This window comes from Streptococcus sp. DAT741 (genome assembly GCF_009866825.1).
Taxonomy (GTDB): Bacteria; Bacillota; Bacilli; order Lactobacillales; family Streptococcaceae; genus Streptococcus; species Streptococcus ruminantium.
Map to the genome: position 1 here is coordinate 1148111 of NZ_CP019557.1, position 26317 is coordinate 1174427.

Below are 26317 nucleotides of genomic sequence, written 5' to 3' on the forward strand. Positions count from 1 at the left end.
TTGTTAGATAATAACTATTTTTATAGACTAATTCATCGCTAAAACTTGTTCAATCGCACATTGAACTTCCTCATCCTTTATTCCTAGTGGTTTCAGGTCTTTTCTTATAACATTCAGCAGTTCTAAACGATCTATTTTGTTGGAGAATGGTAATAAATGAAGCTGCTTGCACCATTGAATAATGGCTGTCATTTTCTCTTCTGACTCATGGTTCAAGTAAGTAAAAAGCAACAGGATAAATGCATTCCTTCTAAGCGATTCATCTAGCCAATTTAATTCTATTTTTGCGAGGTTTGCTCCTAGTTTCTCAACTAAAGACCAAGCATCTGTGCTCAGACAATATCCGTTTAGCACCGTGAGAACCTCTAAAATATCTTTCAGCACTCTTGATAATGTCGAATTTTCAAAATCAACTATAGCTTGAGAAGCATCTTTTAATAAAACGCTTTCACAACCTTTGATAAGAATACCATCTACCAAACTGGATAGATGATGATTGTTTATTTTTTTAATAACAGCTAGGTAAAGCAGAGAATTTATTATACCAGCCTTCAAATCTGAAACAGGCTGAGCCAGAAGCAAATCTCTATCCACTATAATGAGCCGAACTGACTCCTCCAGTAAGATTCGTGGATTTTTCCACTCCTCAGCTACTACAAATGGCAAACTTGTAGAAGGAAGTGACAGAGAAGTCGGAATCAAGACAAATGGCAAGCCCAGCAGATTTGCAACAGCCTTCGCACACTCCATCGCGACATTGGTACCAAACCCAATAACAAGATCTGCACGGTGCTGAAACCCCATTTCTCCAACTTCTTCAATCAAGGCTTGACTCATCTCTGTCAGACAGGCTACTTTGGTAATTAGCCCATGACAGGTTAGATGTTTCACCAAACCTTGTATATCTTTATTATACTCCCACTCTACACATAAAACAAGGGGACGATGACCTATCTTCAAAATATCAACCGCACAATTTTCTAAGAGATTATTCCCCTGGATGCTGCGTGAAAGACTTGAGAATCGTTTCATAATGTCCCCCTTATTTTTTTATTATATATAGCCTAAAAGTTCCTAGATGGATTTTTTTCCATAAATGGCTGACCAATCGCTGGCAAAGTCATCCACTGCCTTTTCAATAGCTGGCATAGCGAAAGCTGCTTCAAATACATCTACACCTGCTGTAACAGCCTGTGCACCGTGCGCAAATGCTTGATTGACTTGATGAACATTTTTAAATGAAGCTGCCAGGATTTTACTTTTCGAACAATCTCGATCAATAGCCTCTGCTAGTTGAGCAATAACTGCATTCGAATCAATGTTCAGATTCGCCATACGATTATAATAGGGCGCTAAGTAATCTGCACCAGCTTCAATAGCCAACAAACCTTGAAAAACACTGTAGATGGCCGTTGCTGTAATCTTATACCCTTCTGCTTTCAAGATTTTCATAGCAGCTAAGCCAGCAGATGTTACTGGAACCTTAATATAGACATTTTCTGGTGCCAACTCACGAATTTTTTTAGCATCTGCCAAAATACCTTCGTAATCTTTTGCCACAACTTGTACATGCAGTGAAGCTGTTGGTCCGATTAGATCACGAATAAAGTGCAAATGTCCGAAAAAGTCAATGCCCCCCTCTTTCTTTGCAATGGTCGGGTTCGAGGTCACTCCTGCAAGCGGAAGGACCTGAGCCCATTTTCTTATCTCCTCTATATTGAGGGTATCCAGCATAAATTCCATAATAAGTAACCTCTTTTACAATGTATGTTCTGTACGACCGATAATGTCGTCCTGCGTTGCTCTAGACAGTACATTGAAGAACGCTGAATAACCCGCCACACGGACAATCAGGTCACGGTGTTTTTCAGGATGCAACTGCGCATCAATCAAGGTTTCTCTAGAGACAACGTTGTATTGAATATGATAACCATGCAAGCGGTTAAAAAATGTCCGCAGTAGAGCAATCAATTTTTGTTTATCCTCTTCTTTTGCAAGAGTTTGTGGATTAACTTTCTGATTGAGCAAAACTCCTCCAACAATTTCATGTGTTGGTAATTTTGCAACAGACTTCAAAACGGATGTTGGTCCATTTTTATCCATATTATGAGATGGTGAGCAACCTTCTGCAAGTGGAGTCCCTGCATTCCGTCCGTCTGGAGTCGCTAGCGTGCCACGACCTTGTCCCACATTTGCAGAAATAGATGATGTACCTGAATAGCGAATACCACCAATAGGCCCCCTGCCAAAACGAGTATTTGGATACTTAGCAATCTCATCAATATAGATATCATAAGCTGCTGTCACCAACTGGTCTGCATAATCATCATCGTTACCATATTTTGGTGCATCCTCAATCAACATCTCTTGGATTTCTTTACCACGCTCACCAGCATAATCTGTTTCCAAAGCATACCACAACTCCTCTGGGGTCAGCCTTTCTTCTTCAAAGACCAGTTTCTTGATGGCTGCTAGAGAGTCAGATAAATTAGCAATACCAACCTGCAAACCTGAAATATAATCGTAAATCGCTCCGCCTTCTTTCAAATGCTTGCCGCGACCAATACAGTCATCTGTAAGGGCGGAGCACAGGATATCTGGTACCTCTCTTTCCAGAGCAAGGTCAATTGCATTTTCTACAATAACACTCATACGTGTCAAGTGGCGGAGGGTTTCTTCCCAAGCAGCTTGCAACTCTTCAAAAGATTTCATATCTTTGAAGTGGCCAAAGGCAGGAGCAAAGCGTTTCCCAGATGCCGGATCAATACCATTGTTCATGGCAATCAACAATACTTTCGGGAAGTTCATGTAGCTCATCCCTGTACAACGATAGCCCCATTTCCCCGGAACTGCTGTTTCTACACAGCCAATGGCACTGTAATCATAGGCATCTTCTTCCAAGACACCTTTGTCGATAAAGGATGGAATGATAATCTCATCGTTATTAAAAGCTGGCATACCAAAGCCAAGTTTCATTACTTCGATACATTCATTCATGAAGCGAGCATCCAGACCTGCATGATAGCGAACCGTTAAGTTTGGTTGTGGTAAATGCGTTTGGGCAACAGACTTCAATACCAGATAAGAAAGAGGATTGACCGCATCCTTCTTATCACGTGTCTGTCCGCCAATTGTGACATTTTGATACAACGGACTACCTGCAGATGAGAAGGTGTGGGACTGACTGCGAACCTTGTTGATAGTGATGGTCTTAATCCACAAGTTGGTCAAGCGTTCAACAATACTATCTTCTGTTTCACGACCTGCTTCCAAATCTGCTTTTACATAAGGATACATGTACTGATCAAACCGTCCATAAGATAGAGAATGTCCATTTGACTCAATTTGTAAGATACACTGAATAAACCAGACGGATTGTACCGCCTCTGCAAAGGTCTCAGCAGGCTCATATGGAACTTTAGAGCAAATGCGTGCAATTTCCAACAGCTCCTCACGGCGTTTAGCTGTCGGTGCTTTTTCTGCTAATGCTGTCGCCAAGGTAACAAAGCGATCTGCGTAGGCCTTTACAGCTTTAATGATGATGAAAATAGAGTCATAAAAGTGATACTTATCAATACTTGCCGGATCTGTCAAGTCAAGGTTTGACTTCGCTTTATGCACCCGTTCTTCAAAACCACGCAAACCCTGTTCTAATACTTTTTGGTAATTGACAGCCAAGTGCGCATCACCTGAGTTCATCTTACCTTCCATACCAAAGAAGCCAGTTTCCATATACACCTGAACCTCTTCTGGAAGTAGAACCCCAGCTCGTGATCGAAGATTGTTCTTTTCCCAGAATGGCGCAATATTTCGTAACTGCTCCTTGGTTTCTTCCGTAATATAGAAGACATCCCCATCCCGTTTTTCAAATAAATCCAATTCATTCAAAACAAATTCCAAGGTATACTCAGGGAAAATCGGAGCATCTTTGTTGGAAGAAGCTTGGTTTCCTACAATCAAACTTTCTTCTTCAATGTAGAGCGTCATGTTCTCCAATATTTCCTTGAGCATATAAGCTCTTTTTAACACATTAGGCTTTTCTCTATGCTCTTGATAAGCTCTTGTTGCTAGAACAGCTCGTTCTGCATCAATATAAGGTTTTTTATCAAGAACATCTTCTCTGTATTTGTTCATCCGATCTGTCAGACTTCCAAAATACTCTGTTTTAATGCTGGTGCTAGCTACTTCAGTTACTGTTTTCATAGTTTTATCCTTTCTTTAGAAACAGTATTTAGTTTCGTTTGTAAGAATAGTATACTCTGTAATAGAGCCTATTGTCAATTATAGTTAGTTAAAGCTAGGATTTCTGAGGCAACTTGCACATTCTTGCAAACTTTTTAAGTAGCATTCTTGGCTAAACTGCTTCTTTCGTCTCATTATCACAAGCTATCTTATCTTGAATCTTAAAGAATGGAAAATAAACAAGTGTTGATACTGCTAAAATAAGAATCTGAACAACCGCTCCCTGCCAGCCACCAACCATAAAACCAGAGATGATGGCAGGAGTGGACCAAGGCAAGGTGACACCTGAGAATGGCTGCATAAAGCCAATTGAAATAGCACCGTAGACAATGAAGGCTGCCAAGATTGGCACCAAGACAAACGGCAAGAACATCACCGGATTCATCACAATTGGGAAGCCAAATACAACCGGTTCATTCACATTAAAGAGTGCAGGAAAAGCTGCTACTTTACCGAGTGCTTTATACTGTTTTGACTTCGCTGCAAATAACATGGAAAACACGATACCAAACGTAATACCTGAACCTGACATAATCAAAAAACTATCTAAAAACTGCTGGGTCACAATATGAGCTCCATTTTCTAAAGATAGCTTATCTGCTGCTAGAAGAGCCTTATTAGCATCAAGGTTTGATAGAAGCAAAGCGGTAACAACACCATTCACAACTGACTGTCCGTGTACACCAAACCACCATAGGAAAGAAATGAAGAAGGCAATCCCGATGGCACCTGGCAATGAACCTGTTAGCCCTTGAAGAGGCACTTGGATTACATCGTAAATCATTTCAATGAAAGTACCACCATTTGTCACTATCTTAGAAATGATATAGACAATGAGAATATAACAAAGGCAGGGATCATCGCCTCAAACTGTTTAGCAATCGCCTGAGGCACTTGTTCAGGCATTTTAATAACAATATGACGCTGAATAAAGGTCGTATAAATAGCACCTACTACCAATCCGATGATGATTGCACCGATAATCCCCTGACCACCAAACCAAACTTTTGCAACAGCATCACTAATAGGTTCACCGCTTGCTGGAACATAAGAGGATTTCAAAAGAATAAAGAATGAAGAAACTGATAGCACACCGGCTGGAAGCGGTTCTACACCACTATTTTTCGCATAAGAGTAACCGATTGCAAAACAAGAAATCAAACCCATGATTGCAAATGTTCCACTATAAACCTGCATGAAAGGCTCTGTCCAATTAGGACCAAATAAAGAAGCAATTGCAGCATTCAAATCTGCAAAAGGTAATTGCCCTAAAATCAAGAAAATACTACCAACAACTGTCAAAGGCAAGATGGCTAACATACCATCTTTTAGAGCAATAATTCCTTTCATATTTACAAATTTCATGATTGGGACAATAATTTTTTGTGTATCAATTTGGGACATGACCATACTCCTTTATGAAACCATGCTGAGCGCTAATTGCAGAACTTTTTTGCCATCCAACATACCGTAGTCTGCCATTGGAATTACGGCAATCGGAATCTGTTTCTCATCGCAGAGAGCTTTTGATTTATCAAGTGTATAAGCCACCTGCGGGCCCAACAAAGCAATGTCAATTTTATCAAGGTAATCTGCAATTTTCCCTTGAGAGTGTGCAGTAATTTCAACCTCCACACCAGCATCCGCTGCAGCAATTTTCATATTGTTGACCAACATACCTGTAGAAAAGCCAGCAGCACAAAAAAGAGCAATTTTAACCATTTCGGTTTCCTCCTAAATATAAAATATATTTTGTTTTAATTAACTTTTTGTAGTTCTTTTCTCAAATCAATAATTTCTTTAATTAAATTGATTTCCGTAATGGATGTCATCAAATGGTCTTGAGAGTGGACAAATAAGGCAGTAATATCTGATTTTGAACCTCCTGCTTCTTGTGCAAGGAACTTGGTTTGCATATTGTGAGCTTCCAATAGTGCTGCATCTGCAAGTCTCAATTCTTCTTCAGCCCCTTCCTCCTCACCAGCTTTGACAAGTGAAAGAGCTTGATAGGCATGACTCTTTGCATCTCCAGCATAAATAATCAATCCCATGATCAATTGATCAGCAACAATCATTTCCATTGTTTTTTCCTCCAACTTGTTTTATTTGTAAGTAAATATTTTTCTTTCGTAACCAAATCATATCATTTTCTATAAATGGAGTAAACATATTTATGGAACATTTTCTGTTTTTATATATTTACGCACTTTTGTGCAATATTAAGTAATTAAAAAACACCCAAATCACATCTATAGTTGATTTAGGTGTTTTAAAGGTTACTCTTGCCTACTACTCCAACTGAAAGTTGGAAGCTTGATCAAGTTCCAAAACTTTCACTATTGTTCGTTCATCTGTCACCAAATGATGAATATATCCAGCACGTAAAACCGCTAGAATAGCTTGAGCTTTTTGATCTCCGTATGCCAACGCCATCGTGTCTGGAACCTCTTTCAAATCTTCTAAGGATATAGCAATGGTTCTTTTTTGCAAATCTTCAACAACTTGTTTCCCCTGTTGGTCAAAACAACGACAACAAGTTTCACCAACTGCTTTTTCAACTGATAATTGCTGGAAATCGTCCGCTGTCAACATATCTAACCACTGGCGATTTTTTTCATCAACCCCACCGCCAATTCCTACTACTGCAACATCCAACTGTTTCCAATCTGCCCGTAATTCCTCAAAATATTTAGAAGACAGAATACCATTGGCAAGTTCTTGATTTTCTTGAATGATAGTTGCATTGATAAAACGACATTCTCCGCGAAATTTGCTAGCCATGTTATAAATCAAGGTATTGACATGATAACGTGCGTGAATATGACTAGGCCCACCAGCAATAGGAACAAACTTGACTCCTTTCATGCGATGATGCCCGATTTTATCTACGATAAGACTAAGACTTCTTCCCCATGAAAATCCAACCTTCTTCTCATCATCAATCAGATTGGTTAGCATATCCGCAGCTGCTTGAGCCAAGCGATTTTCCAGATCAAACAGATCCTCATCTGTACTATTTTCAACCAGTTCAAGGCCTTTCAGACCATACCTATTCTGCACATACTTCTCTAGTTGATAAAGCCGCCTATCAAAATCTTGAATTTCAATCTTTACAATACCTTCCGACTTAGCCTTGGTCAGCATTCTACTGACCGTTGTTCGATAAATCCCTGTTTCAGTAGCAATTTCTGCCTGACTTTTTCCCTCTACATAATAAAGATAGGCGATTTTGGCTAGCTGCCTTCTTTTTTCTTGTTTCATCCTACCCTCGCACTAAACTATTGTTACCTTTACATGAGCTTGTTGTAATTCAGTTAGGACTGTTTCGGTGATAGAAGCATCTGTAATCACCTGCGCAACTTGACTCAAGCTAAATCTATGTACGGTTCCACGCTTTGTAAATTTACTAGCATCTGTCAGGACAATCATCTCTTCAGCAACCTCTGACATATATTGAACAACTTCACTCCGCATTAAATTCTTTCCAGTGAAGCCATGCTCGCTATCAAAACCATCTGCTCCTACAAAAGCTTTGTCAACATGGAAAAACTGAATCATTTTACGCAAGAGTGGCCCAACCGTCACTTGAGAATCTTTCTGAAATTCCCCACCTAGTAAAATAATCTGACAGCTATCATATTGTCGTACGAAATTCGCGATAAAATATGAATTTGTAATAATGGTGACATTCCTCTTGGTTTTACAAATCTCCTCAGCTAAAAGTGCACAAGTCGAACCAGACTCTATCATTATCGTATCGTTATCTGCAACCAAGTTAGAAGCTTCCTTAGCAATGCGTTTTTTCACATCATAGCGAAAAGACATACGAATATTGAGATCATCTCCACTATTTAAAACAGCATAACCATGCTCTCTCCGCAATAATCCTTTCGATTCTAGCTTATCTAAATCCTTACGGATGGTCACCTTAGAAACTTCCAACTGCTCTGCCAAACTGTTAACATCAATTTTCTCATGCTGTGATACTAACTGTATAATTTTATCTAAACGTTCCATTTTTATCACCTCATATTCATTCTACCAAATTTTTGCTCTTTTTCAACTATTAGCAGTCTTTTTGTTACGTTCGTAATTGTAAAACTTTCTTTTGTGTGATAAAATCAAATTAAATCGAAAAGGAGTGCGTCATGAACATAAGAAAAGGTATTATTTTTAACATCCAGCATTTTTCCCTCCATGATGGACCCGGTATTCGGACAACTGTTTTCTTAAAGGGTTGTCCCTTACACTGTCCTTGGTGTGCAAACCCAGAATCTCAAAAGCGAAAACCCGAGCCTATGTTAGATGCTATTAGTAAAAAAACAACTATCATAGGAGAGGAAAAGACAGTTGACGACATTATGATAGAGGTCATGAAAGATATTGATTTCTATGAAGAATCTGGAGGTGGTTTAACACTTTCTGGTGGAGAAATTTTTGCCCAGTACGAATTTGCTAAAGCCATTCTAAAAGAGGCAAAGTCACACGGTCTTCATACTGCTATTGAAACAACTGCCTTTGTTGAGCACCATAAGTTTGTTGATCTCATTCAATACGTTGACTTTATTTACACAGATTTGAAACACTATGATACTATATCCCATCGGAAAGTAACTGGGGTCAATAATAATCTTATCATCCAAAATATCCAATATGCCTTTTCTAGTGGAAAAGAAATTGTCCTTCGCATTCCTGTTATCCCTGAGTTCAATAACTCATTAGAAGATGCCGAAGAATTTGCTCAGCTCTTCAATCAACTCAATATAGACAAAGTTCAACTCCTCCCTTTCCATCAATTTGGTGAAAACAAGTATAAGCTCTTACATCGCACATATAGTATGTCTAATGTTAAAGCTCTTCATCCTGAGGAATTGAAGGAATACCAATCTATCTTCATAAAGCACAATATCAACTGTTACTTCTAGCAGTTAGGATGGAAAAATTACCATTCTACTACCTTGATACACTGCATCATCCTTGCTGGTCAAATCTTTCTCAATAAAAAAAAGCCCACCTAAAAGGTGGGACGGGGCATCGTATCCGATGAGAACAGAAGGTTCACACAACTATTCAAGGTCCGCTCCTGCGTTTCAATTAAATGAAGACCTCCCCAGCGTCGAACATGACAAAGTCACTATTCGGCTCATCGCATAAAATCATTTTATCATATCTCAAGATGGTTGTAAACTAAACCGATCTCTAAAATATCATCTGCTTATTTGATTACTACCTATTTTCCATATTGATGACATGTCCGTTATCATAGTCACAGGTTTATCTAAATATATTTGGAAGCCTCACGAATCGAAAGACTTGCCATCTGATTACGGTACTTATTGATAAACATCCGTACCCAATCGGGATTCGTTTTGGAATAATCTCGCAGACTCCAACCGATTGCCTTATTGATAAAAAATTCTGTTTGGTTGAGATTGTTGACAAGGATCTGTTCCAAAAGTTCTGTATCTGTATTCTCCTTTTCCAGTAACTGATGGTCAATCGCAAGCCGTCTCAACCAGAAATCATCATCCACACTCCAATCCAAAATAACCGTTTTAGCCTCTGGATGATTCAAAACAATCTTTCCGACCAGTTTGTCTAGTCCATCAATACTATCCCACCAAGATTTAGTTTGAGCCAATTTTTTTAAACGTGGTAAATCCTTCAGGGCTAGATCCTTCTTTTTTATCACCAAATAGTCAATCGCCACATATTGAAATTCACGATAAGGCTTGTCCCAACAAGCCTCTACAAAATCCCAATCAATCCCTTGACTCTTGCTTTTTTTAAACAATTCCCTTGTAACCTTGCGGCGATCTGGCGTGCGGACACCTAGGAAATCAAAATTGTTTTTCATATACGCTCTCATCGGCTGAACCTGATGAAAATCCGCAACAGCCAGTAACTGCTCTTCTAATTCTGCAATATTCATTTTACATTCCTTTTTGTAGTTTTTGTCTGTGCAGGGTACTTCTTTGTTTTCGGGCGACCAGCTGAAACAGTCTAACCCCAGACTGTATGGGCGCTTCCCTATTTTTGGGCGACCAGCTGAAACAGTCTAACCCCAGACTGTTTCAGTCCTCCACCAACGATTTTTGAAGCCAGACAACATCATGCCAGTTCCCAAACTTATAACCGACTTTCTTTAAATGAGCTACCTGTTTATAGCCCATTTTTTCATGTAGAGCAAGAGAAGCAGGATTAGGTAGGGATATACAAGCCAAGAAATTCTTAAAACCACGCGCAATTAGCTCTTTCTCCAAGTGACTATAAAGCAAATTTCCAATTCCCTGACCACGTGCCTTTTGACTAATATAGATTGACAACTCAACAGTCCAATCATAAGCTGCACGAGGGTAGTAAGTTGAAGCGTAAGCATAACCTAAGATTCTACCTTCCTCTTCCGCTACTAGATAAGGAAATTTTTCCAAAATCTTCTCTATCCGATCTGCAAATTCGGTAGCTGTAGGAACTTGCGTTTCAAAGGTAATAACTGTTTCTTCAACATAAGGAGCATAAATGGCAACCAGCTCTTCTACATCAGATGGTCGTACTGAACGAATTTCAATCATTTATTTCTCCAACAATGCACGATCATAAATCGTATAATCACAACGATAAATAATCAATCGCTTGCCATCAATCAATAATTCAGATGTTTTGGGTGCATCTGAAGCGTATAAAGACACCTTATCACCTGCGTAAGTCGCAAGCGGTGTCCCATTTTGCGAACGAATCAAAACAACCTTTGCCTTTCCTGTAAAATCATTTTGTAGGCTAGATACCATTCGATTAACAAGGGGAATTGCACGGTCGTAATTAGCAATGTTCACCGTGGTCTGATACTTGGCATATAGGTCTTCTAAACCTTCTTCTGCTGCAATCAATGACGAACCTACGTGATCAATCTCATATTTTCCAAGTGTTACTTTCAAAACAGAAGAGTCTGCCTTCGAGTTCCCTTCCCTATCAACAGAATCAAATTCTGCATTCCTTGAAATGGAGAGAGACTTACCAGCCATCTCGTCAATCAATTGGGAATTTTCATCAAAAGTTCGAACTGTCATCTCCAGACCAATCCACTCTTCCTTTGTATTCTTCCACCAGTTGGAGATAGATTGACAAGCTGATAAACTTATCAGGCACAGACTAAAGACTGTTAACACAGCCAACTTCTTTTTCAGTTTCATATAACACCTCCCAAGTGTGATACCTTATTGTATCATGGAACAAGAAAAAATTCCAAATCCAGTAACTCCTATAATGAGAGACACATCCAAACAACAAGGGTCTAAAATATAGTGTTATAATTATGTACAAAGCTTTTCAATTCATCGTCAATTAAATGATATTTTAGCTAGCATCATCGTCTTATTTAATTTAGAAAAATAATGCAAAAAAACGCACTCCAAACTTTGACGAGTAAGGATTACGGTTTTACTATTTTTTACTCTACTAACTTTGCGTCAGCATTGAGAAGAGGCAAATTCCAGTAGGATTTTACAAGAGTTGACAGCTTTCCTTTAAAAGATAATTAGCACAAAATCTTCTTTAGAAATTGAACACATCATTCAAATTCTCAGCCATGGTTGGATGGGTAAAGATTTGCGTTTTAAAATATGTATACGGAATCTTGTTATCAATTGCCATAGCAATTAAATTTATCAATTCCTCCGAATTGCGACCAAAAAGGGTTGCTCCCAGAACCAGCTTAGTTTCCTTATCAACAATTACCTTGAAGATCCCCTTTAAATCATTGTTGACATGGGCGCGTGGCATATTGATTACTGGAAGCTCATTGGTAATATAGTCATATCCTGCTTCTTTAGCCTCATTCTCCGTCAGACCAACACGTGAGAGAACCGGTGTGATGAAGACGCTCGTTGGAATAGACTTACGCTGACTTAGACAATAGTTACCAGTGCCAGTTAACTTACCAAAGACAATACGAAAATCATCTAGAGAAGTATAGGTGAATTGTGGACCACCGTTGACATCTCCAACAGCATAGACACCTGATACAGTCGTTTCACAGTAGTCATCCACTTTGATGGCTCCATTTTCTGACACGGCAATGGTAGTATTCTCCAAACCCAAGTCAGCGGTATTTGGCACACGTCCTGTCGCATAGAGGACTGCATCAAAGACGGTTTCTTCCCCCTTAATCGTCACAGCAACCTGTTCTCCTTTTGCTTCCACTCGCTCAATGCGTGCATTCATCTCAAAAGTCACACCGGCCTCTTCCATGTATTCTTTTGCTAATTTAGCGACTACTTCTTCTTCCTTTGGCAAAATGGTAGGACTAGCTTCATATACCGTTACCTGACTGCCTAACTTGTTATAAAGTCCGGCAAATTCTAAACCAATATTTCCGCCACCAATAATAGCTAGTTTATCAGGGCACGTTTTTAAGTTCTGGATGCCTGTACTATCATAAACATGGGGCGTATCAAGCAATCCAGGAATCGGAAGAACACGAGATTTAGCACCCGTATTGATAACAATAGTTTCTGCGGTCAACTGAATTGATTCACTTCCTGCAGACACTTCCACAATCTTATCTGCCACAAAACGAGCATGACCTTGGTAGAGATTTGCACCACTACCTTTTAAAACCGCTTCATTTTTATTACGCAGTCGAGTGGTAACCGTTTCTTTTTGATCCATAACCTGCTCAAAAGTCCAATTTTTATCCGCAGCTACTAAAAGTGTCTTGGTGGGAATACACCCAATATTGATACAAGTGCCACCAAACATTGCAGGATTTTCCTCAACCAGAGCGACCTTTTTGCCTGCCGCCGCTAACTTACCTGCTAGAGTCTTACCAGCTTTACCAAAGCCAATTACTAATAAGTCATATTGTTTCATACTATATTCCTCTTGTAATCTATTTTATTACTCAGTGTATCACAAACGGATATTTTTAGCACAATTCTGCTACGGTAAAGACTAGAGGGGCAAAAAGACTGCTAGAACAGACCAATGGCTGCTCCATCCTCCGCCACATCCATATTGAGAGCAGCAGGGGCTTTGGGAAGTCCTGGCATCGTCATAACATCACCTGTTAGAGCGACAATAAAACCAGCTCCCAATTTGGGAACAAACTCGCGTACAGTAATATCGAAATCAGTCGGAGCACCAAGAGCAAATGGATCATCCGAAAAACTGTATTGCGTTTTAGCCATACAGACCGGTAAGAAGTCCCAGCCATTCTTAGCAAATTCAACCAATTGGTTACGCGCTTTCTTCTCAAAAACAACACCTGAACCACCGTAGATTTCTGTAACAATCTTGGTCACTTTTTCTTCCAGACTATCTTCTAATTTGTAGAGCCCCTGATAGCTAGCAATCTGATTGTCAATAGTTGCAACAACTGTCTCAGCTAATTCGACACCTCCATCAGCACCATTTGCCCAAACACTAGCCAGTTCAACAGGCACACCGATTTCTTCACAAAGTGCTTTTAAGGTCATAATTTCATCTTCTGTATCTGATACAAATTCATTGATAGCAACCACTGCTGGAATGCCATATTTCTGTACATTTTCTACATGGCGTTTTAAGTTGACAAAACCAGCTTTTACAGCTTCTACATTCTCAGTCAAAAGCTCAGTTTTAGCTACACCACCATGCATTTTCAAAGCTCTCAAGGTCGCAACAATCACCACTGCATCAGGAGCCTTAGGTAGATTTGGCACCTTAATATCAAGGAACTTCTCTGCTCCAAGATCAGCTCCAAATCCTGCTTCTGTCACAGTGTAGTCCGCCAATCGCAGAGCTGTTGTGGTGGCAAGAACTGAATTACATCCATGTGCGATATTAGCAAATGGCCCACCATGAACAAAGGCTGGCGTACCATAAATAGTTTGAACAAGGTTTGGTTTTAAGGCGTCTTTCAAAATGAGGGCAAGAGCACCCTCTACAGCCAAATCACGCACATAGACAGGACTGCGATCAAAACGATAGCCAATCACAATATTGGCCAAACGCTCTTTCAAATCATTGAGATCAGTTGCCAAACAAAGAATTGCCATCATTTCAGAGGCTACAGTGATGTCAAATCCATCTTCTCGTGGAATGCCATTGAGCGGTCCACCCAAACCAACTGTAACCTTACGCAGAGCACGATCATTCAGATCCACCACGCGCTTCCAAATAATACGGCGTGGATCAATTCCAATGACATTCCCTTGATGGATATGATTATCAATCAGAGCAGAAAGAGCATTGTTTGCAGTTGTGATAGCATGCATATCACCTGTAAAATGTAGATTGATATCTTCCATCGGCAGAACCTGAGCAAAACCGCCACCAGCAGCTCCACCTTTAATCCCCATCACAGGCCCTAGAGAAGGTTCACGAAGGGCGACCATGGTCTTTTTGCCAATCTTTGAAAGAGCATCTGCTAAACCAATGGTAATCGTAGATTTTCCTTCACCAGCAGGAGTCGGGTTAATAGCCGTCACGAGAATTAACTTGCCGAGTTTGTTTTTCTTAACTGCATTGATTTTTTCAAAAGATAATTTTGCCTTATATTTCCCATATAATTCAATATCATCAAAATGAATTCCTACTGTTTCAACAATATCCGTAATGGGTTTCAAGGTAATACTTTGAGCAATTTCTATATCTGATTTCATGAGAATTCCTAATTTCTTTATTATTTTGATATTATTATATCACACAAAACTTATTTTCGCACGTTATTTGTATTTTTTTAAAAAACGTACGGTTTTTATAATTATTTGCTAATTTATTACCCTAATATAAGAAAAAATACTCTATTTTTCTGTTTTCGCATATAAATCAATTATTTTGAATGCAAAATAGTATTCCGTAAGCTTTACGAAAAATCAAAATTCTAGTACAATATGAGCATGAAACTATTGATTACATCCGGCGGGACAAGCGAAGCAATCGATCAGGTCCGCGCCATTACCAATCATGCCTCAGGTAGCTTAGGAAAAATCATTGCGGAACAGGCTCTAAAACGCGGTCATCAAGTCACTCTAGTTACAACAAAACAAGCTCTTAAGCCTGACCCACAGGATTGTTTAACTATCATTCAAATCACAGATGTAGACAGTCTGAAGACAACGTTGGAACCCTTGGTCAAGTCCCATCAGGTTCTCATTCACAGCATGGCTGTATCTGACTATACACCGATTTACATGACCAGTTTGGAGGAATTAGAAAAAACGGACGACCTCTCTTGTTTACTCCATAAAAAAAATACCGAAAATAAAATTTCTTCAAAAGAGGACTATCAAGTTCTCTTTCTAAAAAAAACTCCAAAGATCATCTCCTATGTCAAGGAGTGGAATCCAGCAATTCGACTCATCGGTTTCAAGCTATTGGTTGCTGTCTCAAAAGAAGAATTATTGGCAGTTGCTCGGCATAGCCTTGAAAAAAATCAAGCCGATTATATTTTGGCTAACGATTTGGTAGACATAGAAGAAAACAAACATGTTGCCTACCTCGTTGATCATGCTACAGAAACACAGGCAAATACTAAAGATGAAATTGCCCAGCTCATCTTAGAAACCTTAGAAAAAGGAGGTTAGAATGGCTAATATTACCCTCGCAGTAACCGGATCCATCTCAGCCTATAAGGCTGCCGATCTGACTAGTCAACTGACTAAGCTTGGACATCAAGTAACCGTCCTCATGAGTCAATCTGCCATGGACTTTATCACCCCCTTAACTTTCCAATCTCTGTCAAAAAATCTAGTCCATACAGATGTAATGATTGAAGAAAATCCCAGTCTGATTAAACACATTGATATAGCAAAAGAAACAGACCTCTTCCTAGTCGCTCCTGCTTCTGCCAACACCATTGCAAAACTAGCAAACGGTCTGGCAGACAATATCGTAACAGCAACAGCTCTTGCTCTTCCCGATAGAACGAAGAAATTAGTTGCACCAGCCATGAATACCAATATGTACCTCAACCCTGCTACCCAGAAAAATCTAAGCAGATTAGCGGATTACGGATTTGAGGAAATCAAACCACGTAAAGCCTTACTCGCCTGTGGTGATTTCGGAACAGGAGCTTTAGCAGAAACTGAATATATCTTGGAGAAAGTGAGTCAAACCCTTTATGAAAAACAATAAATCCAATTTTGTAGCAACTATTGCAATTTTCTTTGCTGTCATGCTAGTAGTCCATTTATCTAGCTCTATCATTTTTAATCTTCTACCCTTTCCAATCAAACCTACCTTGATACACATTCCTGTGATAATCGCCTCCATTCTTTATGGTCCTCGAATCGGAGCCACACTCGGTGGCTTGATGGGGATGATTAGCGTTGTGACAAATACCGTGATTCTCTTACCAACTAGCTACCTCTTCACTCCTTTTGTTCCCAATGGAAATATTTTGTCGCTTATCATTGCCATCGTACCACGTATTTTGATTGGTATAACACCCTATTTTGTACACCAATTTATCAAAAATAAATTAGGATTATTGATTGCTGGTGCAATTGGTTCTATGACGAATACTGTTTTTGTATTGGGAGGAATCTTTGTTTTCTTCTCATCAGTTTACAACGCTAACATCCAGCTTATGCTAGCTGGAATTATAGGTACAAATGCTATTGCTGAGATGGTTATTTCATCTATCTTAGCACTTATAATCGTCCCAAGAATATTAAAATTAAAAAATCAGCACACATCTTAAACCATGTTTGTGTAGCCATCATCCATAAATCAAACAGTAAAACTCTTGAAAAGTTTAATAGATAAGCAATATCAAGAGTTTTTTTATCTGTAAAAAAGAAACCCAAGTCAAACTTGAGTCTCTGTATACTTTAAGTAGTGTACTCTGTTCTTTTAATTTCGCCCCATACCTTCTTCTTTTTTTTATAGCCAATAAAGCTTGTCAGACGAACGTAATTTAAAATCCAGTGTAAGCAACAATATCTAAAAATAGAAACAACCGCTGCCTTACATAAATCAATGGGAGTAATAAACAAATCTTGAGAATAGGCGCGTTGCAAGAATGATGTGAAGGTCACAAGAGAGCAAAAAACAATATGGAGACAGAATAACGATACTAAAAACGAAGTATTTAATTGGTGAGAAAAGAAAGATAGCAAGATAATAAAACAACCAAATGTTTCTATAAATGGAGCCAAAAATTCAAACAGCAAGTAGTAGATATATGCAAAATATCCCACCACACCAAATTTTACTCTTGACAACATTTTATAGTATTTCTTCAAGCATTGATATAGACCTAAAAACCATCTGCGACGTTGCTGGCATAAATCTCCTAGAGAATTTGGAGCTTGACTCCAGCAAATAGCGCTTGTCTCATAGCAAATACGATAAGAAATATTATTATTACGACAAAAATAGTGCAATTTCATAACCAGTTCCATATCTTCCCCGAGAGTTTGCGTATCATAACCACCAACAGCTATTACATACTCTTTATGAAATAAGCCGAATGCACCTGATATAATTAAGTTAGATTGTAGATAATCAAATAAAATTCGTGTCCCTAAAAATGCACAGTCATATTCAATGGCTTGAGCACATGGCAGTAATGACCAAGGTAGTTGATAATTGTTGACTTGATCATCAACAATTCGCACTCCTTGTGCTACTTGAACGACCCCTCCAACGGAAATAACATTGTCCCACTTCTGCATTGGACGAACCAAGTTTTTCAAGGAATCTTTTTGGAGTATAGAATCTGCATCAATACACAAAAAATAATCATGGTTTGCTGCATTAATTCCAAGATTCAGAACATCCCCCTTGCCTCCATTCTCCTTTTCGATTAAGGTCAGATGTACGGAACCAAACCACTTCTCTGATATTCTATGATAAGGACGACAGGATAAGCGATACTTGATTTCACAATGACATTCTTCTAGTTGAAAATACTCGCGTACTAATTTAGCCGTTTTATCTTTCGAACCATCATCTAACACAATAATCTCATAAACAGGATAATCCAACTTGAGCAATGATTGTATGGAAGAAATGATTGTCACCTCTTCATTATAGGCTGGTACCAATATAGAGATGGGAGGGTAACTCTTTTTACTTTTCTCATATTTCTCACGATTTTTATAGCGCTCGTGGAGATGGACTCCTCCAGCAATGACCGAAAACATAAGAAAACTAGCATATATAGTGAGGTGTCCCAAAAACAAAGTTTGTGAAACCGTTAAAAAACCTTTTAACCAAACCATTTCCTTTTCTCCCCTTAACTAATGTTTTTTCTTCCATTGAACATAGGAGCGCTTGATAATGTAGGACATATTAAAAATAAAAATTGCGATACAAATAATGATATAAAAATACAAAAGATTATGAACCATCTTTATTCTCCTTCCAATAGTTTTTCAATATCGTATACGATTCCTTTAGAACACCAGTGACATTAGGTTTATTCCATTTATTGATACGATAAAACGCTATCGGTATATTATTATTTTGTCTCAACTGGCCAATTCCAATTCCAATCTGGTCAATGCGCATTTCGGAAACACCATAATGCATGTAGTAATCATCGTGGATTTTCCCTTGAGCAGGATTTGAAAAATTTAATAACTGCCATGGAATTCGTACTTCTACCACATCTTTACCAAAATAAATATCTGATCGTGAATCAAAATCCTCAGCCCCTCTTTGGCTATTTCCAACTCGTAGCTTACCAGTTTCAAAAACAGGATTCCATTTGTCTTGACGTGCCGCTTTCTCTAAATCATCAAAGATGCGATTATGCTTTAAAAGTAATGAGACAGGATGAAAATGTGACGAATCTGACTCAGGGATATCTACAAATGGATCTATTCCCTTTATTTGTTTTAGGTAATTAGCTCGAACAGCATCGTATCTATTTTGCACCAATAATTGACTACCATTTGTACCATCTATACTCAGGATAAAATCCACCTTACTTTGGAAGTTCAACTTTCCATGTTCCCAATACAAGCTCCCTGTCTTAGGTGTTATATCCAATGGAAGAGTCCATTTATCTTGTGGTGTTAAACCTTCTTTTTTTATAGCAAAATACAGATAATTTTCATCACTATCTACACTTAGTTTAGCTCCATCATGCTCTATTAAAGGCTGAATATTCCACTCTGTCAACTTTCCATCAATCACATGATTCTTGACTTGATTTTCAAAAGCTAATAATCCAAATCCTTGATTATTGGATTGAACATCCCCCCATTGGAAACGACTGTGTCTATTTGTCGTAAAGGAGGTGTTCCAAGTACGAGCTCCCCAATCATCTTGCCATGTTTCAACGAGAGCACCAACTGTCCCTGCTTTTAGAAATGATTGATAGTCTCGAACTAATAACTCACCTTGTTGTTTTTCTGATAATGGTCCTTCAATTCCTTCCTGACTAAGCGCAGTAATACCTCTGGAAGTTGAATACCCATAAGAGGAGATTAATACAGGAACACGATGATGACTTTTTAGAAGATGAGTATAGTTCTCTGGGTAATTTTTTTGTTTTGCCACTTCTATTACTTCTTGAGAAAGATTTGAACGATCCGCAATCACATAATCCAAGGCCTTTGGATGGTAGTCCAGTAACTGATAGGAAGCAAATAAACCTGTCTTCAAACGGCTAGTTGGAACTATATGTTCAATATCTAGCTGGGCATATTTTGAAGTCTGAGCTGCAAATGGTTTTTGATATATAAATGGATCTGTCAACGCGGAGCTGCCAAAGGTGATTAGGTGTTGCCAACCATATTTCTTTGATTCATACGCTACCATCTCATCCATAACTTGTGCTAGCATCACTTCAAAAGGTGTCACTTCTTTGATAGTACGAATATATTTTCCCTCATATGCTTCCTTCTTGACTTGATGATTTGTATAAGCAATTGTTGAACTATTCCACTGATCTCCAACTGCAAAACCAAGTACCCATTTTGAAACATCTTTTTTATAATACTGACTACCTAGATTTGTATTCCACACTTTTCTTCTACCATGTATTATATCTACTGCATCCTTTACATCGTGTAGCAGTTGTCCACGATAGTACTCATGAAAAGCATCAATAGCACTATTGTCTCGATAATCATCTATACGTACTCCTTGCAAAAGATACAGAGGATACTTTGAACGATTATTGTGTTCATCTAGCGCTTCATAGAAAGCAACATCCATAATCGATTTTACACGGATTGTATTGGCTCCCATCTCAGAAATTTTCTGCATCCAAGAAAGATATCTTTCCTTTCCTATCGCAAAGTCGTTCTCATGATAGCCTGCTATGCCGCTCCCCATATTTACTCCTTTGACGATGAAGGGACTATTACCTTGTTTTGTTTTTTGAATCAACTTCTGATTTTGAATTTGAAAAGTATACTGAATTTGACTATCTGAATACATTTGAGGCAAATATAAACTTCCATCAAAATAATAGAAATAATATCCAATACTTAAAAGGGCTGTTAGTAAACTAACTACAATAAGATATTTTTTCACAAGTCCCTCCTAATCTACTAATGTATTTGTGTTTTTTGATGGTGCACAATATTGATAAAGAGTATCAATGTGCTTGTCTAACCATTTTCCTCTATCTTCAATGAACTTCTTTAAAACATGAACAGACTCTCCGTAGCTAGTTTGATTTCTTTCAGGAGGCTGTAAATAATTCCTAGAGTCTACTTTTTGTACTTGAAATACATACCCCCACTTTTCATTATTGCGTTGGATAGCTGAACCTAAAAAATCGACAGTCTGATCAATATAATTTTGAAGTCTTTGTGTACTTAATTGATTTTTTCGCAAATGATGATATTTCTGAACCACTAGATCTACAAATTCTTTATCCTTCAACATCATGTTAAACCATGGAACATCTAGCATGGAAAAGCCAGCTTGGTCATAACTGACATCAATATGGTTATCAAAAGCATTATTAAAATCCCAGACAGCTATCTTCATTTTATCGCGCAAATCCTTATAAAGATAGGTTGAAAAAATCCCTGCATCCGTATTACGAAAGAACTCATTAATAATAAAATAGGTCGCAAATGCATTTCTATCAATGTATTGAGAGTATTTCTTTAAATCATACGAATACAGGATTCGTTCAATTTTACTAATATCTCGTTGAATAAAATCCTTTTGTTCTTTTGTGATATTTCTAATATTTGGATAGCGAATATCTAATGCTGAAATACCAGCCTGGTGAGTATAGCCAACAAAGTTATCAACAGGATTTTTTGCCTTATGTGGCCGATCCCAGACAGCAATATAGGATGTTAGAACCGCACGTTTATTACTTTTTTCAATAGCTATGCGATAAGGACCTTGTTCTATGCTTTCAACAATCAAATAAAGACCTTGGTACTCTCCATTTACAATCAATTCACAATAGCGAACATTTGGCGCATACTCCATTAGCTCTCCTGATATATTGTAAGAAAGATAATTCCGCACCAAAGTTCTGTCTAGAAATGGACCGTGCAATACCCACTCTGATTCTTTTGGCATACCAGCCACTGTATGAGCTACATCTTCACCATTTTTATTAACAAAACGCAACTTGATTGATTTTTTATCAAAATGTCGTGAAGAATTTCCACGATAGGCAACATCTGCCAAAGATTCTATACGAGCTTTTGTTGCCAGAGTATTTTTTTGATAAAGATCATCATGTAGACGGATTGTACTACGAACAGATTGTTGCCGAGTGGAACCTTCATTGAGACCTCTGTCTTGAGGGATTTCTTGCTTATTTTCCGTATCAATTTCAACAATTGGTAAATGGCTTGTTAGATATTCGGTAGAGTTGATAGGTTTATGAGAAACAGCTATTGTATGATGATGAAATCGTTCCTTAGATGGACGAAATTGAGCCACGTATAAATAGAAAATTCCTATTATCAAGCAACTTAAGGTCAGCAAATACATTAACTTTAACTTCATGTTTCTCACCCATTTATATCATCACTTTGTGTCACGATATTAAAATATTCAACTTCACCAAGTCGATAAACTTGATCAACCAATCCTTCCTCCTTTGTACAAGATTTATCATATACTCTTCGATTTACCTCAAATATTAACTCTACCATATCAGATTTAGTGTTTTTTACACGCTGAACTATTTGTCCACTAAAATATCGGAAAAAAAGTCCTTCCAAAGAAACCTCCAAATCCCGAGTAGCTCGTACAATCAATAACATACGATTCTCATTTTTTACCCTTCCCCAGAATAGTAATAATAAGAAAATCACACTACTACCAATCATTGCAACAATGTAATCACCAACTCCACAACAAATACCCACTACAATAGTCCAAAAAATATAAGTAGTATCACGAGAATCTTTCACGGCTGTTCTAAAGCGAACAACAGAAAGGGCACCGACCATACCTAGAGACAAGGCAACATTATTTCCAATAACGGTCATAACAGTGGCAGTTAGTACAGTAAGAGTCATAAGAGAAATGTTAAATTTCTTACTGTAAGTGGTACCTACATGAGTATAAGCATAGGAAATATAAATAACCCCACCTAAAAGCGCTGCTACTAAAATATGCATAAACATATCTTGTATCGTCAAAGTTCCGTTATGTTCTAAAATCTTTCGTAACAAGTCTTTCATTTTTAACCTTTTCCTATTTAAAATTGATAATGTTTACTAATCATTCTTCCCATACAATACTTGCTAGCACTTAGTTCACTACGATCCACCTCAGCTAGAAGATCTTTTATATAAGACAACAAAAAGCCATTAAACTTTACTTCTAGAATTACCAAGTGAGGGTCTAATAGCGTATATTGCAATAAATCATCATCGAAAATATCATGGGACGCTTCGGTTCCTTTTACTTGCCAATCAAAAGTGACACGGATGTCATTTTCAGGTGCAAAAAATGCTTTACGTCTGTACTCAATAATAGTTTTAGGTCGGTAACAATACTGATTCATACGATAATAAGACTCAAGAGCCAGTTGTTCAGAATGGCATAACAGTACAGAAGTATCCCCTAAAATTAGAGCCTGAGCTTCATCTTTCGGCAACAAAAGAGAGCGCTTTCTTTGACTATCTCCTTGTTTCTGCTTCATTTCTAATTTTGCATACGGTGAATTACCACCGTAGTTTCTCAGACGAATTTTGCGCCGAACTTCAAGACCGTCCTCTTTTTCTTGCCAATCCACATCCTCAAGCGAATCAAAATAAAGAGAACGTACACGGTAACCATCTCCTTTTCCATGGCTATCTGTCTGCATTATTCTTTCTAGTTTTAATGACAAATAATAATAAGCTTCTAACGGAATCAGGTATTTTTTTTCTTTCCGCAAGACTTCATTAATCACTGCATACTCCTTTCTAATAATACACATGCACAAAGAGAAAACAAAATTTACTTTCTAGTGCTTAGCTTTTTATCTAACTCACTAGAAACGGCTAAGGCTTGCTTCTGGTTGGCTGAGAAATCTTTTTTCTCAGATTTAAATATTAAAAAAGATTTCTAGGTTCATTTTCATTATCTTCTAGTGTGTTTTTTTATTGCTGCAAACAACAACAAATTCCTATCGATAACATTCATCTACATCCTACAAATGTTGTTGAGACATTTTTCAATTGCCATCACATATTCCTCCTTTATTATTCTCATAATAAATGTCTCCAATAGATATTATCCCCCCCCCCCCCCGAAAAATCAACTACTTCTTCTGTTTTTTATTTGTTTTTTATTTGTTTTTTAATTAGATTTTAATTAAAAAATAGTGCAATAAGTTACTTAAACAGTATGATAACATATGCTCTTAAACATGAGAAATCATACCTATTTTTGTATCGAACCCTTTAAATTCACACAATCCAAAACATCGATGAAAAATATTATTGTAAAAATTGATTTCAATGATATGACATCTATGCATTTCTCTATCTTCATTATCTTAATCTTGAATAGAATAACCTGAAAAACTGAATTTTTCTTTTTTGCAATTATTATCAGAAAACTTCTCTTTGCTCAAATATAAAAAATTTATTCAAATGAATCGCAAGATTGAACTTATAAATTTAGATGTAAAGATCACTTTTGCTGCAGACAGACAATGGCGATAAGGAAATTTTGAAGATTTAAAACCTTAAAAAATAAAGAAAAAATCACATATAAACGTGCTTTTTTTCATTGAAAATGATATAATGAAAGCGATTAACAAGATTTTTCAGAAGGAGAAATATATGACCTATATAAACAACTACCAAAAATGGCTCGATTTTGCAGAACTTCCGGACTACTTGCGCAAAGAATTGGTCGCAATGGATGAAAAGACAAAGGAAGATGCCTTCTATACAAACCTTGAGTTCGGTACAGCAGGTATGCGCGGCTATATTGGTGCTGGTACTAACCGTATCAATATCTTTGTTGTCCGTCAAGCTACCGAAGGCTTGGCTAAATTGGTAGAATCTAAAGGTGAAGAAGCAAAACAACGCGGTATTGCTATCGCTTACGACTCTCGTCACTTCTCACCAGAATTTGCCTTTGAATCCGCTCAAGTCTTGGCTGCACATGGTATCAAATCATACGTGTTTGAGAGCCTCCGTCCAACACCTGAATTATCTTTTGCAGTTCGCCATTACAATGCCATTGCAGGTATTATGATAACTGCTAGTCACAACCCTAAAGAGTTCAATGGTTACAAAGTCTATGGCGAAGACGGTGGACAAATGCCTCCAGCAGATGCTGATGCCTTAACCAATTACATCCGTGCTATTGATAACCCCTTCGCTGTAGAATTAGCCGATCTGGAAGCAAGCAAGGAAAATGGACTTATCACCATTCTCGGTGAAGAAACAGACCTAAAATACCTTGAGGAACTCAAAGACCTCACCATCAACTCTGACCTGATTGCCGAATATGGTAGAGACATGAAGATTGTCTATACCCCCCTTCATGGTACAGGAGAGATGCTGGCTCGTCGTGCACTTGCTCAAGCTGGTTTTGAGTCCGTACAAGTTGTCGAAGCACAGGCAACACCAGACCCAGACTTCTCAACAGTTGCCTCTCCAAATCCAGAAAGTCAGGCCGCCTTTGCCCTTGCTGAGGAATTGGGACGTCAGGTTGATGCCGATGTTCTATTAGCCACTGACCCTGACGCTGATCGTGTTGGTGTAGAAGTTCGCCAAGCTGATGGTTCTTACTGGAATCTTTCCGGCAACCAGATCGGTGCAATCATTGCAAAATATATTTTGGAAGCTCACAAACAAGCTGGTACTCTCCCTGCTAACGCTGCTCTCGCCAAGTCAATCGTATCAACTGAACTAGTTACCAAAATTGCTGAAAGCTATGGTGCAACTATGTTTAACGTTTTGACTGGTTTCAAATTTATTGCTGAAAAAATTCAAGAATTTGAAGAAAAACACAATCATACTTACATGTTTGGTTTTGAAGAAAGCTTCGGCTACTTAGTTAAACCATTCGTTCGCGACAAGGATGCTATTCAAGCTGTACTGATGGTTGCGGAAATCGCTGCCTACTACCGCTCACGTGGCATGACCTTAGCAGATGGTATTGAGGAAATCTTCAAAGAATACGGCTACTTTGCTGAAAAAACCATCTCTGTTACCCTTTCTGGTAAAGATGGTGCTGAACAAATCAAGGCAATCATGGCGAAATTCCGTGAAAACTCTCCAGAACAATTTAACTCAACGGATGTTACAGTCTTTGAAGACTTTGCCCTCCAAACCAAAACGGACAAGACTGGTAATGTAACAGCTCTGACAACTCCTCCATCTGACGTTTTAAAATATACACTTGCTGATGATTCTTGGTTTGCGGTTCGTCCTTCCGGAACAGAGCCAAAAATCAAATTCTACATCGCAACTGTTGGTGAAACCTTAGCTCAAGCAGAAGAAAAGATTGCCAACATTGAAAAAGAAATCAACGAATTTGTTGGGTAAAATTGGGAAAGAGTCCGAGAAAAGATCCGTTCTTAGTCCAAAATAGATAACCAACTGTACTATAAAAGACTTGAAATCAAGGTTTGTTTAAACCAAATTTCAAGTCTTTTCGTTATTTTATTAATTTTGGCAGCCTCTTTTTCTAAATCATTTCCCCT

General features: G+C 38.1%; 22 protein-coding genes and 1 pseudogene. 5 read left to right on the forward strand and 18 right to left on the reverse strand.

Features of this window, described 5'->3' with window-relative positions; genetic code table 11:
* Positions 1-27: 27 nt before the first annotated feature.
* The 8 genes and pseudogenes from BZG42_RS05480 to BZG42_RS05515 form a co-directional block, all read right to left on the reverse strand.
* The gene (locus tag BZG42_RS05480; RefSeq protein WP_155996221.1) at positions 28-1032 is read right to left on the reverse strand and encodes an iron-containing alcohol dehydrogenase; all 1005 of its coding nucleotides are present in this window, start codon (positions 1030-1032) and stop codon (positions 28-30) included.
* A 42-nt stretch (positions 1033-1074) separates the two neighbouring features.
* Positions 1075-1743, reverse strand: coding sequence for a fructose-6-phosphate aldolase (locus tag BZG42_RS05485; RefSeq protein WP_155996222.1), 669 nt, complete (start codon positions 1741-1743; stop codon positions 1075-1077).
* A gap of 15 nt (positions 1744-1758) precedes the next feature.
* Positions 1759-4203 (reverse strand): glycyl radical protein, encoded by a 2445-nt coding sequence (locus BZG42_RS05490; protein WP_120171769.1) that lies wholly within the window; start codon positions 4201-4203, stop codon positions 1759-1761.
* Positions 4204-4354: 151 nt separating this feature from the next.
* Positions 4355-5646, reverse strand: a pseudogene (locus tag BZG42_RS05495) (PTS sugar transporter subunit IIC).
* Positions 5647-5658: 12 nt separating this feature from the next.
* A complete protein-coding gene (locus tag BZG42_RS05500; protein ID WP_024532576.1) occupies positions 5659-5964 on the reverse strand; it encodes a PTS sugar transporter subunit IIB in 306 nt (101 codons plus the stop codon).
* Between the two features lie 35 nt (positions 5965-5999).
* Positions 6000-6323, reverse strand: coding sequence for a PTS lactose/cellobiose transporter subunit IIA (locus BZG42_RS05505; protein ID WP_024532575.1), 324 nt, complete (start codon positions 6321-6323; stop codon positions 6000-6002).
* A 208-nt stretch (positions 6324-6531) separates the two neighbouring features.
* Positions 6532-7503 (reverse strand): sugar-binding transcriptional regulator, encoded by a 972-nt coding sequence (locus BZG42_RS05510; RefSeq protein WP_024532574.1) that lies wholly within the window; start codon positions 7501-7503, stop codon positions 6532-6534.
* 12 nt (positions 7504-7515) lie between these two features.
* Complete coding sequence (locus BZG42_RS05515; RefSeq protein ID WP_155965637.1) at positions 7516-8259, reverse strand: DeoR/GlpR family DNA-binding transcription regulator; 744 nt, start codon at positions 8257-8259, stop codon at positions 7516-7518.
* 131 nt (positions 8260-8390) lie between these two features.
* Here BZG42_RS05515 and BZG42_RS05520 point away from each other — a divergent pair, with 131 nt between their 5' ends.
* Positions 8391-9167, forward strand: a complete 777-nt coding sequence (locus BZG42_RS05520) for a glycyl-radical enzyme activating protein (protein WP_155965639.1) — start codon at positions 8391-8393, stop codon at positions 9165-9167.
* 353 nt (positions 9168-9520) lie between these two features.
* On the opposite strand, the gene BZG42_RS05525 is transcribed toward BZG42_RS05520, so the two are convergent.
* The 5 genes from BZG42_RS05525 to BZG42_RS05545 all read right to left on the reverse strand — a co-directional run bounded on the left by BZG42_RS05525 (position 9521) and on the right by BZG42_RS05545 (position 14882).
* A complete protein-coding gene (locus BZG42_RS05525) occupies positions 9521-10174 on the reverse strand; it encodes a DNA alkylation repair protein (RefSeq protein ID WP_155965641.1) in 654 nt (217 codons plus the stop codon).
* A gap of 142 nt (positions 10175-10316) precedes the next feature.
* Positions 10317-10814 (reverse strand): GNAT family N-acetyltransferase, encoded by a 498-nt coding sequence (locus BZG42_RS05530; RefSeq protein WP_155965643.1) that lies wholly within the window; start codon positions 10812-10814, stop codon positions 10317-10319.
* Positions 10815-11432 (reverse strand): DUF5052 family protein, encoded by a 618-nt coding sequence (locus tag BZG42_RS05535; RefSeq protein WP_024532570.1) that lies wholly within the window; start codon positions 11430-11432, stop codon positions 10815-10817.
* Positions 11433-11793: 361 nt separating this feature from the next.
* Positions 11794-13110, reverse strand: a complete 1317-nt coding sequence (locus tag BZG42_RS05540) for an FAD-containing oxidoreductase (protein ID WP_120171774.1) — start codon at positions 13108-13110, stop codon at positions 11794-11796.
* Positions 13111-13211: 101 nt separating this feature from the next.
* Positions 13212-14882 (reverse strand): formate--tetrahydrofolate ligase, encoded by a 1671-nt coding sequence (locus tag BZG42_RS05545; RefSeq protein ID WP_155963512.1) that lies wholly within the window; start codon positions 14880-14882, stop codon positions 13212-13214.
* A 237-nt stretch (positions 14883-15119) separates the two neighbouring features.
* Between BZG42_RS05545 and BZG42_RS05550 the strand changes: the two genes are divergently transcribed.
* The 3 genes from BZG42_RS05550 to BZG42_RS05560 are packed head-to-tail and all read left to right on the forward strand — an operon-like array spanning position 15120 to position 16924.
* Complete coding sequence (locus BZG42_RS05550) at positions 15120-15806, forward strand: phosphopantothenate--cysteine ligase (RefSeq protein WP_029751405.1); 687 nt, start codon at positions 15120-15122, stop codon at positions 15804-15806.
* A 1-nt stretch (position 15807) separates the two neighbouring features.
* On the forward strand, positions 15808-16356 hold the full coding sequence (coaC, locus tag BZG42_RS05555; protein WP_155974406.1) for a phosphopantothenoylcysteine decarboxylase: 549 nt from the start codon (positions 15808-15810) through the stop codon (positions 16354-16356).
* A complete protein-coding gene (locus BZG42_RS05560) occupies positions 16343-16924 on the forward strand; it encodes an ECF transporter S component (RefSeq protein ID WP_120171778.1) in 582 nt (193 codons plus the stop codon). The genes coaC and BZG42_RS05560 overlap by 14 nt, the downstream gene beginning before the upstream one ends.
* Before the next feature lie 130 nt (positions 16925-17054).
* Here BZG42_RS05560 and BZG42_RS05565 read toward each other — a convergent pair whose 3' ends face one another.
* From BZG42_RS05565 to BZG42_RS05585, 5 genes are all read right to left on the reverse strand, one after another.
* Positions 17055-18449, reverse strand: coding sequence for a glycosyltransferase family 2 protein (locus tag BZG42_RS05565; protein ID WP_165437152.1), 1395 nt, complete (start codon positions 18447-18449; stop codon positions 17055-17057).
* 118 nt (positions 18450-18567) lie between these two features.
* Entirely contained in the window at positions 18568-20715 is a 2148-nt protein-coding gene (locus BZG42_RS05570) for a hypothetical protein (RefSeq protein ID WP_155996223.1), read from the reverse strand.
* Positions 20716-20724: 9 nt separating this feature from the next.
* The gene (locus BZG42_RS05575) at positions 20725-22164 is read right to left on the reverse strand and encodes a CotH kinase family protein (RefSeq protein ID WP_120171780.1); all 1440 of its coding nucleotides are present in this window, start codon (positions 22162-22164) and stop codon (positions 20725-20727) included.
* Positions 22165-22169: 5 nt separating this feature from the next.
* Positions 22170-22847: a DUF4956 domain-containing protein gene (locus BZG42_RS05580; RefSeq protein ID WP_120171781.1), complete on the reverse strand. Its 678-nt coding sequence runs from the start codon at positions 22845-22847 to the stop codon at positions 22170-22172.
* Between the two features lie 17 nt (positions 22848-22864).
* The gene (locus BZG42_RS05585) at positions 22865-23560 is read right to left on the reverse strand and encodes a polyphosphate polymerase domain-containing protein (RefSeq protein WP_227984892.1); all 696 of its coding nucleotides are present in this window, start codon (positions 23558-23560) and stop codon (positions 22865-22867) included.
* Between the two features lie 880 nt (positions 23561-24440).
* On the opposite strand from BZG42_RS05585, the gene BZG42_RS05590 reads away from it, so the two are divergent.
* Positions 24441-26159 carry a phospho-sugar mutase gene (locus tag BZG42_RS05590; RefSeq protein ID WP_155964064.1) on the forward strand — a complete coding sequence of 573 codons (1719 nt, stop codon included), beginning with the start codon at positions 24441-24443 and terminating at the stop codon, positions 26157-26159.
* Positions 26160-26317: the final 158 nt, after the last annotated feature.

Coding starts and splice junctions, on each gene's coding strand:
- BZG42_RS05480 (WP_155996221.1), bottom strand. CDS start 1,032: ATGAAACGATTCTCAAGTCTTTCACGCAGCATCCAGGGGAATAATCTC.
- BZG42_RS05485 (WP_155996222.1), bottom strand. CDS start 1,743: ATGGAATTTATGCTGGATACCCTCAATATAGAGGAGATAAGAAAATGG.
- BZG42_RS05490 (WP_120171769.1), bottom strand. CDS start 4,203: ATGAAAACAGTAACTGAAGTAGCTAGCACCAGCATTAAAACAGAGTAT.
- BZG42_RS05500 (WP_024532576.1), bottom strand. CDS start 5,964: ATGGTTAAAATTGCTCTTTTTTGTGCTGCTGGCTTTTCTACAGGTATG.
- BZG42_RS05505 (WP_024532575.1), bottom strand. CDS start 6,323: ATGGAAATGATTGTTGCTGATCAATTGATCATGGGATTGATTATTTAT.
- BZG42_RS05510 (WP_024532574.1), bottom strand. CDS start 7,503: ATGAAACAAGAAAAAAGAAGGCAGCTAGCCAAAATCGCCTATCTTTAT.
- BZG42_RS05515 (WP_155965637.1), bottom strand. CDS start 8,259: ATGGAACGTTTAGATAAAATTATACAGTTAGTATCACAGCATGAGAAA.
- BZG42_RS05520 (WP_155965639.1), top strand. CDS start 8,391: ATGAACATAAGAAAAGGTATTATTTTTAACATCCAGCATTTTTCCCTC.
- BZG42_RS05525 (WP_155965641.1), bottom strand. CDS start 10,174: ATGAATATTGCAGAATTAGAAGAGCAGTTACTGGCTGTTGCGGATTTT.
- BZG42_RS05530 (WP_155965643.1), bottom strand. CDS start 10,814: ATGATTGAAATTCGTTCAGTACGACCATCTGATGTAGAAGAGCTGGTT.
- BZG42_RS05535 (WP_024532570.1), bottom strand. CDS start 11,432: ATGAAACTGAAAAAGAAGTTGGCTGTGTTAACAGTCTTTAGTCTGTGC.
- BZG42_RS05540 (WP_120171774.1), bottom strand. CDS start 13,110: ATGAAACAATATGACTTATTAGTAATTGGCTTTGGTAAAGCTGGTAAG.
- BZG42_RS05545 (WP_155963512.1), bottom strand. CDS start 14,882: ATGAAATCAGATATAGAAATTGCTCAAAGTATTACCTTGAAACCCATT.
- BZG42_RS05550 (WP_029751405.1), top strand. CDS start 15,120: ATGAAACTATTGATTACATCCGGCGGGACAAGCGAAGCAATCGATCAG.
- coaC (WP_155974406.1), top strand. CDS start 15,808: ATGGCTAATATTACCCTCGCAGTAACCGGATCCATCTCAGCCTATAAG.
- BZG42_RS05560 (WP_120171778.1), top strand. CDS start 16,343: ATGAAAAACAATAAATCCAATTTTGTAGCAACTATTGCAATTTTCTTT.
- BZG42_RS05565 (WP_165437152.1), bottom strand. CDS start 18,449: ATGGTTTGGTTAAAAGGTTTTTTAACGGTTTCACAAACTTTGTTTTTG.
- BZG42_RS05575 (WP_120171780.1), bottom strand. CDS start 22,164: ATGAAGTTAAAGTTAATGTATTTGCTGACCTTAAGTTGCTTGATAATA.
- BZG42_RS05580 (WP_120171781.1), bottom strand. CDS start 22,847: ATGAAAGACTTGTTACGAAAGATTTTAGAACATAACGGAACTTTGACG.
- BZG42_RS05590 (WP_155964064.1), top strand. CDS start 24,441: ATGACCTATATAAACAACTACCAAAAATGGCTCGATTTTGCAGAACTT.